Genomic DNA, 11,697 nt, shown 5'->3' on the forward strand with positions numbered 1-11,697 from the left:
AAGCCGCGAAGGGAGTGCCCGACATGAACAATTCGAAGCGAGGTTCGCTCACCTTGTTGGCCGGCGCGATGCTGCTGGCAAGCTCGGCCGCCTTCGCCAATGCAGAGCCTGCCAATGTAGAGCCGGCCAAACCGGCACACGCGGCCACCATCGCCAAGGAACTGCAACAGGCCAAGACCTACACCGTCAGCAGCGCGCCGATCGCGCCGCTGGAACTGGCCACGCCGAAGCTGCCGGATATTTCGGGCTATACCGCCGAGGCCGTCGCCGCGAAAGTCGTGCGCAGCAAGGCCGGCAAGATCAGCGTGCGCCGGATGATGCAGGAAGACGCCCTGAAGGACTTCATCGGCGGCGACAACAAGATGGCCGAGTGGGTAGTGCGTCAGCACGGCATCCCCCAGGCGATCTTCGTCGACGACGGCTACATGAACCTCAAGGACCTGGCGAAGAAGCAACCCAGGTACGTCATCGAAACCGCGCCTGGCGTTTACCTGGCGAAGTTGCCGATCGTGGTCGGTCGCCACGGCATCCTGGAAATCGACAAACAGACCCAGGAACTGCGCCTGTCCCAGGAGGCCGGTTCGTTCCTGGTCAACGACGGCCAGCTGTTCGTGCGCGACACCAAGATCACCGGCTGGCGCGAGAAGGACAACGGTCCGGCGACGTTCAACTCGCCGAAGGAATTCCGTCCGTTCCTGCTCGCCTGGGGCGGCACCGAGACTTACATCGCCAACAGCAAGATCGCCAGTTTCGGCTACGCCAACAGTAAGTCCTATGGCGTGAGTATTTCCCAGTACACGCCGAACATGGCCAAGGTGCTCAAGCGTCCTGAACCGACAGGCTGGATCGTCGGCTCCGAATTCTCGGACATGTGGTACGGCTTCTACTGCTATGAAACCCGCGACTTCGTGGTCAAGGGCAACACCTACAAAGACAACATCGTCTACGGCATCGACCCGCACGACCGCTCCCACGGCCTGATCATCGCCGACAACACGGTGTACGGGACCAAGAAGAAGCACGGGATCATTATTTCCCGTGAGGTCAACGACAGCTTCATCTTCAACAACCGCAGCTACGACAACCACCTCTCGGGGCTGGTGATCGACCGTAACAGCGTGAACAACCTGATCGCCCACAACGAGATCTACCAGAACCACACCGACGGCATCACCCTCTACGAGAGTGCCGACAACCTGTTGTGGGGCAACCGTGTGCTGAGCAACAAGCGCCACGGCATCCGCATTCGTAACAGCGTGAACATTCGCCTGTACGAAAACGTCGCCATGGCCAACGGCCTGACCGGCGTCTACGGGCACATCAAGGACCTCTCCAACACCGACCGTGACATCAAGCTCGACCCGTTCGATGCCCAGGTATCGCTGATCGTGGTCGGTGGTGAACTGGCGGCCAACGGCAGCGGGCCGCTGTCCATCGACTCGCCGCTGAGTGTCGAGCTGTATCGCGTGTCGATGCTCGCACCGACCAAATCCAGCGGCATCAGCTTCACCGGCATCCTTGGCGATCGCCAGGATGAAATTCTCGACCTGCTGGTGCGCCAGCAGAAAGCCGTGCTGATCGACCCTGTCGAACGCCAGACCGAAATGCGGGACTGAGGACAATCTTATGCACCCACACTTGATCAAATTACTCAGCCTGTCGGCCCTGACCGCCGGCATTCTCGCGGCCAGCGGTGGCGCGCGTGCCGATGAAGTCCAGGCACCGAAGTTCAGTGCCGAACCGTGCTGCAGCCTGTGCCCGGCCGCCCACGACGCGAAGAACTACACCACCCGTTACCAGCAGAACTTCACCACCCTGGTACAGGCCCAGGGCGACTGGCTGTTCCGCACCCAGGAAGACCTGCGCACCGAATTCGATACCACGCCCGCCGGCTACAAACGCATGAAACAACTGCACGATGCGTTCAAGAGCAAAGGCGTGGAACTGGTCATCGTCTACCAGCCGACCCGTGGCCTGGTGAACCGCAACAAGCTCAACCCGGCGGAGAAAGCCAGCTTCAACTTCGACAAGGCGCTGCAGAACTACAAGAGCATGCTCGGTCGTTTCGCGCAGATGGGCTATGTCGTCCCGGACCTTTCGCCGCTGACCAACGAGTCGTTGCCCGACACCCTGCCCGCCCACGATTTCTACTTCCGTGGCGACCAGCACTGGACGCCGTACGGTGCCCAGCGCACGGCGAAAATCGTCGCCGAAAAGGTCAAGCAGATGCCTGAATTCGCCGACATTCCCAAGCGCGAATTCGAGACCAAAAAGTCGGGTCGCATGGGCAAGACCGGAACCCTGCACAACATGGCCGGTCAACTCTGTGGCACCAGCTACGCGATCCAGTACATGGATCAGTTCACCACCGAGCCGAAGGGCGAAGCGGGCGATGGCGACCTGTTCGGCGACTCCGGCAATCCGCAAATCACCCTGGTGGGTACCTCCCACAGCGGCAAGAACTACAACTTCGCCGGGTTCCTAGAGGAGGCCATCGGCGCCGACATCCTCAACGTGGCGTTCCCCGGCGGCGGCCTGGAAGGTTCGATGCTGCAGTACCTGGGCAGCGACGAGTTCCAGAAGAACCCGCCGAAGATTCTCATCTGGGAATTCTCGCCGCTGTACCGCCTCGACCAGGAAACCATCTACCGCCAGATGATGGCGTTGCTCGACAACGGTTGCGAAGGCAAGGAGGCGCAGATGTCCGGCAGCACCACGCTCAAGCCGGGCAAAAACGAGTTGATGGTCAACAGCAAGAACATGGACCTGCGCAACAGCAGCCACCAGGTCGACATCCGCTTCGCCGACACTTCGGTGAAAACCCTGCAAGCCACCCTCTGGTACATGAACGGTCGCCACGAGGACATCAAGATCGACAAACCGGAAACCTCCGAGACTGACGGGCGTTTCGCTTTCGAATTGCGCACGGATGAAGACTGGGCCTCGCAGAACCTGCTGGCCGTTGAAGTCCAGGGCCCCGAAGCCGGTGCCGCGCCTCGGAAAGTCGAAGCGAAAATCTGCAAACGCAACGTATTCCCGGGCGCCGAGCAGCGTACTGCTTCGGTCGGGCAATGAGGTCTGCCATGCGCTATCCGAAATGTTCAACCCTGTTGGCACCGACGCTCCTGAGTCTGGCGATGTTCGCCGGGGTCACGCAAGCGGCCGCGCCACTGCGTCCACCCCAGGGCTATTTTGCGCCTGTGGATAAATTCAAGACGGGCGACAAAAGCGAAGGCTGCGATGCGATGCCGACGCCGTACACCGGCTCGTTGCAATTTCGCAGCAAGTACGAAGGTTCGGACAAGGCCCGCGCGACTCTGAACGTGCAGTCGGAAAAAGCCTTCCGCGAAAGCACCGCCGACATCACCAAGATCGAGCGCGGCACCAGCAAGCGCGTGATGCAGTTCATGCGTGACGGTCGCCCGGAACAGCTGGAGTGCACGCTCGACTGGTTGACCGCCTGGGCCCAGGCCGACGCGCTGATGTCCAAGGACTTCAACCACACCGGCAAGTCGATGCGCAAATGGGCGCTGGGCAGCATGGCTTCGGCCTATATCCGCCTGAAGTTTTCCGACTCCCACCCGCTGGCCACCCATCAACAGCAAGCGCAGTTGATCGAAGCCTGGTTCAGCAAGATGGCCGACCAGGTGGTCAGCGACTGGGACAACCTGCCGCTCGACCAGACCAACAACCACTCGTACTGGGCGGCGTGGTCGGTGATGGCCACCTCCGTCGCCACCAACCGTCGCGACCTGTTCGACTGGGCGGTGAAGGAATTCAAGGTCGGCACCAACCAGGTCGACGCCGATGGCTACCTGCCCAACGAACTCAAGCGTCAGCAGCGAGCCCTGGCTTACCACAACTACGCCCTGCCGCCGCTGGCGATGATCGCCAGTTTCGCCCAGGTCAACGGTGTGGATCTTCGCCAGGAAAACAACGGCGCGCTCAAACGCCTGGCTGACCGGGTGCTGTCCGGGGTGAAGGACCCGGACCAGTTCGAGAAAAAGAACGGCAAGGAACAGGACATGACCGACCTGAAGGAGGACATGAAATTTGCCTGGCTCGAACCGTACTGCTCGCTCTACACCTGCTCGCCCGAGGTGCTGGCGAAGAAACACCAGATGCAGCCGTTCAAGACCTTCCGCCTCGGCGGTGACCTGACCAAGGTCTACGACCCGGCCAATGAAAAAGGCAACAAAGGTTCTTAAGACAAACACATTCCCAATGTGGGAGCGGGCTTGCTCGCGAATGTGGTCTGACACTCAACATTGATGTCGACTGACAAACCGCTTTCGCGAGCAAGCCCGCTCCCACAGGGGTCCAGTGCAAGGTTTGAGTTTTGTGTGTTGCCCCCCGGTTTTTCATGGGGGGTTTGGGGGGGCCGTTGGCCCTTGACTGTTGATTCAAACAAGGAGAGATCGGGATGGTTTTCTCGTCCAACGTGTTCCTGTTTTTGTTCTTGCCGATCTTTCTCGGCTTGTACTACCTGAGCGGGCAACGCTATCGCAATTTGCTGCTGCTGATTGCCAGCTACGTGTTCTACGCCTGGTGGCGTGTGGACTTCCTCGCGCTGTTCGCCGGCGTCACGCTGTGGAACTACTGGATCGGCCTGAAAGTCGGTGCCGCCGGGGTCAGGACCAAACCGGCGCAGCGTTGGCTGCTGCTCGGCGTGGCCGTCGACCTGTGCATCCTCGGCTACTTCAAGTACGCCAACTTCGGCGTCGACAGCATCAACGCGATGATGACCTCGGTGGGTCTTTCGCCTTTCATCCTGACCCACGTGCTGCTGCCGATCGGGATCTCGTTCTACATCTTCGAGTCCATCAGCTACATCATCGACGTCTACCGTGGCGACACCCCGGCGACCCGTAACCTGATCGACTTCGCGGCGTTCGTGGCGATCTTCCCGCACTTGATCGCCGGCCCCGTGTTGCGTTTCCGCGACCTGGCCGACCAGTTCAACAACCGCACCCACACCCTCGACAAGTTCTCCGAGGGCTGCACGCGGTTCATGCAGGGTTTCATCAAGAAAGTCTTCATCGCCGACACCCTGGCCGTCGTGGCCGACCACTGCTTTGCCCTGCAGAACCCGACCACGGGCGATGCCTGGCTCGGCGCGCTGGCGTACACCGCGCAGTTGTATTTCGACTTCTCCGGTTACAGCGACATGGCCATCGGCCTGGGCCTGATGATGGGTTTCCGCTTCATGGAAAACTTCAAGCAGCCGTATGTCAGTCAGTCGATCACCGAGTTCTGGCGGCGCTGGCACATCAGCCTGTCGACCTGGCTGCGTGACTACCTGTACATCACCCTGGGCGGTAACCGCAAAGGCACGCTGATGACCTATCGCAACCTGTTCCTGACCATGCTGCTCGGTGGTCTGTGGCACGGCGCGAACATCACCTACATCGTCTGGGGCGCCTGGCACGGCAGCTGGCTGGCCATTGAAAAAGCCATCGGCCTGAACACCTCGCCGCGCAGTTTCAACCCGATCCGCTGGGTGCTGACCTTCCTGCTGGTGGTGATGGGCTGGGTGATCTTCCGCGCAGAAAACCTGCACGTCGCCGCACGCATGTACGGCGCGATGTTCAGCTTTGGTGACTGGTCGCTGTCGGAACTCAACCAGGCCAGCCTCACCGGCCTGCAAGTGGCAACGCTGATCGTGGCCTACGTGACCCTGGCGTTCTTCGGCCTGCGCGACTTCTACACCAATCAGCCACCGGCCAAGACCAAGCCTGCCGTGAACGTCGACGCCGACGGCCCGGCCGCCGCGACAGCGGGAACGATCAAGGCCGTGCCTGGGGATAACCCGGCGAGCATCCATCAGCCTGGCTACACCGTTGGCGTCGAAGCCCAGGTGCAACCGGCCTACTGGACCGCTGACTGGTCGCGCTACGTGATGCGTGCGCTGGTGCTGCTGCTGTTCATCGCCTCGATTCTCAAACTCTCGGCGCAAAGCTTCTCGCCGTTCCTTTACTTCCAGTTCTGAGGGATCTGACCATGACCCGCTCATTACGCATCTTCTACATCGCGCTGTTCCTGGTGACCCTGCTGGTGCTCGGTCTGTGGTCGGTGCGCAGCTTCTTCGGCTTCAGCACCAACGCCGATGCAACGGTGCTCAACGGTCGCTGGACCAAAGCCGTGGAAACCCACTACGACGACGAGTTCCCGATCAAGCGCCTGGGCACCAATCTCTGGGCTGCGCTGGATTTCAAACTGTTCAACGAAGGTCGTCCGGGCGTGGTGCTCGGCCGCGACCAGTGGTTGTACAGCGATGAAGAATTCCACCCGGTGGTCAACGAAGAACTGAACCTGCAAGGCAACTACGCGCTGGTCGAAGGCGTGCGCCAGACCCTGAAGGAAAAAGGCGTGCAACTGGTCATGGCCGTGGTGCCAGCCAAGGTGCGCCTGTACCCGGAACACCTCGGCGAGGTGAAACCGGCGAGCATCCACGCCAACCTCTACAAGGACTTCCACCAGCGCCTGGCCGCCGACCGGATTCCCGCCCCTGACCTGCTCGGCCCGCTGCAACAGGCCAAGCAGAATGGCCAGCAAGTGTTCCTGCGCACCGATACTCACTGGACCCCGGAAGGCGCCGAAATCGCCGCCAACCGCCTGGCCCGGACCATTGCCGACAAGTACCCGCTGAGCGGCGAGCCACAGCGCTTCGTCACCGAACCTGCGGAGAAAATCACCCACAAGGGCGACCTGCGTCTGTTCCTGCCGCTGGACCCGCTGTTCGAAAACCTGATGCCGCCACAAGAGTCGCTGCAAAAGCGCAACACCGTGGCAGCCGATGACCAGCCGGCCGGTGACGATGCCCTGTTCGCCAACACCGAAGTGCCGGTGGCCCTGATCGGCACCAGCTACAGCGCCAACCCAAACTGGAACTTCGTCGGTGCGCTCAAGCAAGCGCTGCACAGTGACGTGGTCAATTACGCCGAAGACGGCCACGGCCCGATTCTGCCGATGCTCAGCTACCTCAAAAGCGATGCCTTCAAGAACAGCCCGCCACAGGTGCTGATCTGGGAGTTTCCAGAACGATATCTGCCCGTGAACAACGAAATCGGCGACGCCGACCCGCAGTGGGTCGCAGAGCTTAAACAAGCCGGCGCGCGCCAACAAAACGTAGCCATCAACAACAAATCCGAGACGCCCGACCGGGCGCAAAACTGAAAGAGAGAGGTACTTCCATGACTTTCACTACTCCTCGTCGTCTCGCCAAGACCTTTGCACTGGTTGCCGGCATGGGCGTTCTGTCGACCCAGGCCTTCGCCGGTGGCGACGCAGCACTCTACGGCCCGACCGCACCGAAAGGCTCGACCTTCGTGCGCATCTACAACGCCAGCAACGCCGAAGTCAGCGCCACCGTCGGCAGCACCAACCTGAGCGATGTCGCGCCACTGGCCAGCAGTGACTTCAGCTTCATGCCGGGCGGTGACTACAGCGCAAAGGTCGGTAGCCAGACCCTGCCGGTGAAACTGGCCGGCGACCACTATTACACCCTGGTCAACAACGCCAGCGGCGCACCGCAACTGATCGAGGAACCGCCGTTCAAGAACAAGCAGAAATCCCTGGTACGCGTACAGAACCTCAGCGACAAGACGCTGACCCTGAAAACCGCCGACGGCAAGACCGACGTGGTGCCGAACGTGGCCGCCAAGGGCCGTGGCGAACGTGAAATCAACCCGGTGAAAGTCAGCCTGGCGCTCTATGACGGCGCAACCAAAGTCGGCGACGTGAAACCGGTTGCCCTGGAACGCGGTGAAGCCGCGGTGCTGTACGTCACCGGCAACGGCAGCAGCCTGTCGCCGGTCTGGGTGAAACGCCCGGTATCGACGCGCTAATCAATTTTCCGGACTGACCCATGTCCCCCTGTAGGAGCGAGCTTGCTCGCGAAAAACGCAAAGGCAACACGTCTATCCAGACAGCCCGCGTTTTCGTTGACGTACATCGCGAACAAGTTCGCTCCTACAAGGGACCGAGGTGTCAGGTCGGACACGGAACAAAAACAAGAGTGAAACGACAGAACGCAGTAGCTCTAACCAATCGATATTCAAGGAGTAACAACATGATTCCGGTGATCTTGTCAGGTGGTAGCGGCTCACGTCTTTGGCCGCTTTCCCGTAAGCAATTCCCCAAGCAGTTCCTGGCCCTGACCGGCGAACACACGTTGTTCCAGCAAACCCTGGAACGCCTGGTGTTCGAAGGTATGGACACGCCTATCGTGGTCTGCAACAAGGACCACCGTTTCATCGTCAACGAGCAGTTGGCTGCGCGCAAACTGGAAACCCAGCGCATCCTGATGGAGCCGTTCGGTCGCAACACTGCGCCGGCCGTGGCCCTGACCGCGATGATGCTGGTCAACGAAGGTCGCGACGAGCTGATGCTGGTGCTGCCGGCCGACCACGTGCTGGAAGACCAGAAAGCCCTGCAGCGCGCCCTGGCCCTGGCCACCGTCGCTGCCGAAAACGGTGAAATGGTGCTGTTCGGCGTGCCGGCCACCAAGCCGGAAACCGGTTATGGCTACATCAAGTCGACCAACGATTCGCTGCTGCCAGAAGGCGTCAGCCGCGTCTCGCACTTCGTCGAAAAACCGGACGTCAAGCGCGCCACCGAGTTCGTCCAGTCCGGTGGTTACTTCTGGAACAGCGGCATGTTCCTGTTCCGCGCCAGCCGCTTCCTGGAAGAGCTGAAAAAGCACGATCCGGACATCTACGACACCTGCCTGCTGACCCTGGAACGCAGCAAGCAGGATGCCGACACCGTCACCCTCGACGAAGCGACCTTCGCCTGCTGCCCGGACAATTCCATCGACTACTCGGTAATGGAAAAAACCCGACGTGCCTGCGTCGTGCCGCTGACCGCCGGCTGGAGCGATGTCGGCTGCTGGTCGTCGCTGTGGGAAGTCAATGAAAAGGACGCCAACGGCAACGTCAGCAAAGGCGACGTGGTGATCCAGGACAGCCGCAACTGCATGATCCACGGCAACGGCAAGCTGGTGTCGGTGATCGGCCTGGAAAACATCGTCGTGGTCGAAACCAAGGACGCCATGATGATCGCCCACAAGGACAAGGTCCAGGGCGTGAAGCAGATGGTCAACACCCTCAACGAACAGGGCCGCAGCGAAACCCAGAACCATTGCGAGGTCTATCGTCCATGGGGCTCCTACGACTCGGTGGACATGGGCGGCCGCTTCCAGGTCAAGCACATCTCGGTCAAGCCGGGCGCGTGCCTGTCGCTGCAGATGCACCACCACCGCGCCGAACACTGGATCGTGGTCAGCGGCACCGCCGAGGTGACCTGCGACGAGAACGTGTTCCTGTTGACCGAGAACCAGTCGACCTACATTCCGATTGCTTCGGTGCATCGCCTGCGTAACCCGGGGAAGATTCCGCTGGAGATCATCGAGGTGCAATCCGGTAGCTATCTGGGCGAGGACGATATCGAGCGGTTCGAGGATATCTACGGGCGGTCGACGCCGGTTGAGCGTGGGGTTTCGGTGAAGACTATCGCGCAGTAAACATCTGTAAACATTAAGCCCCCGACCCACCTGCTGCGTTCCCTATCCGCAGCGGGCTGGACCGGGGGCTTTTTTTTTTTTTGGATTTTCTATTGCTTCGGCTGGCCTCATCGCGGGCAAGCCCGCTCCCACAAGTTATGAGTTGGTCACAGATCTTGTGCTCACTCCAATGCTGTGGGAGCGGGCTTGCCCGCGATGAGGCCATCACATCCACCACAAAAATCTCGCTTATCGCCAATCCCACCCGCGCTTAGGTACGATGGTCTTCTACATCACCGAGGTTTGCGCCCCATGTTCATCGGCGTCCTGCTGGTCATCACCTGGCTGATCCTGTTGCTGCGCTATCCGGCCAAGGCCTTGCCCGTTTCCATGGCCGCCGCCGTGGGGCTGGGCATTGTCGCGACCTGGGTCATCTGGATGGACCACCGCGAACTCAAGCAACTGCAACGCCTGGAGTTGCGCATCAGTTATGCGCCGCAGCAGTGTCCCGCCGACCGCCCGTTGCAATTGACCCTGAACAACGGCAACGACGTGCCACTGACGGAACTGCGCTGGCGGGTCGCGGCTTATGCACCGGGCGACACGGTGAACCTGGCCGACAATCAATACACCGCCCCGCGCTATCGTGGCCCCGGCGAATTGCAGGCCGGTGGCAACTGGGAAGATTGCTTGCCGCTGCCGCCATTGCGCCCCGGCTACCGTCCGGAAACCCTGGAGTTTCGCGCCGAGCGATTGCAGGGTAGTTTTTCCGACTGACCTCCCCCCCACTATCTGCACAAGGAATGCGCCATGCCCGTTGCGTTGATTACCGGTTGTTCCAGCGGCATTGGCCGCGCCCTTGCCGATGCGTTCAAGGTCGCCGGCTATGAGGTCTGGGCCAGCGCCCGCAAGACCGAAGATGTCGCGGCACTCACCGCCGCCGGCTTCACGGCCGTGCAACTGGATGTCAACGACGCCGTGGCGCTCGAAGCCTTGAGCGAGCGGATCAACCAACAGACCGGTGGCCTCGATGTGCTGGTCAACAACGCAGGATATGGCGCCATGGGGCCGCTGCTCGATGGTGGTGTGCCAGCCATGCAGCGACAGTTCGAAACCAATGTGTTCGCCATCGTCGGCGTTACCCGCGCCTTGTTCCCGGTGTTGCGTCGGGCCAAGGGGCTGGTGGTGAACATCGGTAGCGTATCCGGCGTACTGGTCACGCCATTTGCCGGCGCTTACTGCGCCTCGAAAGCCGCCGTGCATGCCTTGAGCGATGCCTTGCGCATGGAACTGGCGCCGTTCGGCGTGCGGGTCATGGAAGTCCAGCCGGGGGCCATCGCTTCCAGTTTCGCCAAGAATGCCGGCCACGAAGCCGAGCAGCTGATCAGTGAACAATCGCCGTGGTTCCCCCTGCGCGAAGGCATACGCGCCCGGGCCAGGGCGTCCCAGGACAGGCCGACCCCGGCCAGCGAGTTTGCCGCCGGATTGCTCAAGGCTGTGCAGCAGGCCAAACCGCCGCGGTTGCTTCGTCTCGGCAATGGCAGTCGGGCGTTGCCGCTGATGGCGAGTTTGCTGCCCAAGGGGTTGCTCGAATCCGGGTTGATGAAGCGGTTCGGGCTGCGTGGGCAGCTCTGAATCCGAGTCATCGTTCTTCGCGGGCAAGCCCGCTCCCACAGGATTAGCGCCATTTCAAAATCTGCGCATGACCTGTGGGAGCGGGCTTGCCCGCGAAGGCGTCAGAACAGACACCAAAGAATTTCAGGAAACAAAATGACCGACTACACCGAATACTTCGAAGAAGTGATCCAGGCCCACGTAGCCATCGAACAATGGCTGGCCGAAGAACGGGACCTGTCCGAACTCGAACACCTGCTGACACGTTTTTCGCCGCAGTTTTCCATGGTCTCGCCACTCGGTCGGGTGCTGGATTTTGACGCGCTGAACGAACTGTTCACGTTGGCCGGCGGCAAGAAGCTCGGGTTCCGCATCGAGCTCAGCGAATTGCGTGGCATTGCCCTGCACGACGGCGGCGCGACCGTGAGTTACCGCGAGCAACAGACCGATGCGACCGGGCTGCACTCGGATCGCCGCTCCACGGTCGTGTTTGAAAAACAGGCGGATGGCCGGGTGATCTGGCGACATCTGCATGAGACGTTTTGCTGATCAACTGTAGGAGCGAGCCTGCTCGCGATGGA

General features: G+C 60.9%; 10 protein-coding genes. All 10 read left to right on the forward strand.

The window, feature by feature from the left end; all coding sequences use genetic code 11:
• The first annotated feature begins 23 nt into the window (after window positions 1-23).
• The 10 genes from algG (at window position 24) to ACLD1X_RS01560 (ending at window position 11,665) form a co-directional block, all read left to right on the forward strand.
• Window positions 24-1,616 carry a mannuronan 5-epimerase AlgG gene (algG, locus tag ACLD1X_RS01515; RefSeq protein WP_429365827.1) on the forward strand — a complete coding sequence of 531 codons (1,593 nt, stop codon included), beginning with the start codon at window positions 24-26 and terminating at the stop codon, window positions 1,614-1,616.
• Window positions 1,617-1,626: 10 nt separating this feature from the next.
• Complete coding sequence (locus ACLD1X_RS01520; RefSeq protein WP_429365828.1) at window positions 1,627-3,075, forward strand: alginate O-acetyltransferase; 1,449 nt, start codon at window positions 1,627-1,629, stop codon at window positions 3,073-3,075.
• Between the two features lie 8 nt (window positions 3,076-3,083).
• The gene (locus ACLD1X_RS01525) at window positions 3,084-4,208 is read left to right on the forward strand and encodes a mannuronate-specific alginate lyase (protein WP_429365829.1); all 1,125 of its coding nucleotides are present in this window, start codon (window positions 3,084-3,086) and stop codon (window positions 4,206-4,208) included.
• A gap of 215 nt (window positions 4,209-4,423) precedes the next feature.
• The gene (locus tag ACLD1X_RS01530; protein WP_429365830.1) at window positions 4,424-5,989 is read left to right on the forward strand and encodes an MBOAT family O-acyltransferase; all 1,566 of its coding nucleotides are present in this window, start codon (window positions 4,424-4,426) and stop codon (window positions 5,987-5,989) included.
• An 11-nt stretch (window positions 5,990-6,000) separates the two neighbouring features.
• The gene (locus ACLD1X_RS01535) at window positions 6,001-7,176 is read left to right on the forward strand and encodes an alginate O-acetyltransferase (RefSeq protein ID WP_429365831.1); all 1,176 of its coding nucleotides are present in this window, start codon (window positions 6,001-6,003) and stop codon (window positions 7,174-7,176) included.
• 17 nt (window positions 7,177-7,193) lie between these two features.
• A complete protein-coding gene (locus ACLD1X_RS01540) occupies window positions 7,194-7,847 on the forward strand; it encodes an alginate O-acetyltransferase AlgF (RefSeq protein WP_429365832.1) in 654 nt (217 codons plus the stop codon).
• A gap of 224 nt (window positions 7,848-8,071) precedes the next feature.
• Complete coding sequence (locus ACLD1X_RS01545) at window positions 8,072-9,523, forward strand: mannose-1-phosphate guanylyltransferase/mannose-6-phosphate isomerase (RefSeq protein WP_429365833.1); 1,452 nt, start codon at window positions 8,072-8,074, stop codon at window positions 9,521-9,523.
• A gap of 291 nt (window positions 9,524-9,814) precedes the next feature.
• Window positions 9,815-10,279: a hypothetical protein gene (locus tag ACLD1X_RS01550; RefSeq protein ID WP_007998302.1), complete on the forward strand. Its 465-nt coding sequence runs from the start codon at window positions 9,815-9,817 to the stop codon at window positions 10,277-10,279.
• A gap of 33 nt (window positions 10,280-10,312) precedes the next feature.
• Window positions 10,313-11,137: an SDR family oxidoreductase gene (locus ACLD1X_RS01555; protein ID WP_429365834.1), complete on the forward strand. Its 825-nt coding sequence runs from the start codon at window positions 10,313-10,315 to the stop codon at window positions 11,135-11,137.
• A 135-nt stretch (window positions 11,138-11,272) separates the two neighbouring features.
• Window positions 11,273-11,665 (forward strand): DUF4440 domain-containing protein, encoded by a 393-nt coding sequence (locus tag ACLD1X_RS01560; RefSeq protein WP_429365835.1) that lies wholly within the window; start codon window positions 11,273-11,275, stop codon window positions 11,663-11,665.
• Window positions 11,666-11,697 lie beyond the last annotated feature (32 nt).

The sequence above is a fragment of the Pseudomonas sp. 18173 genome (genome assembly GCF_050432945.1).
Lineage (GTDB): Bacteria > Pseudomonadota > Gammaproteobacteria > Pseudomonadales > Pseudomonadaceae > Aquipseudomonas.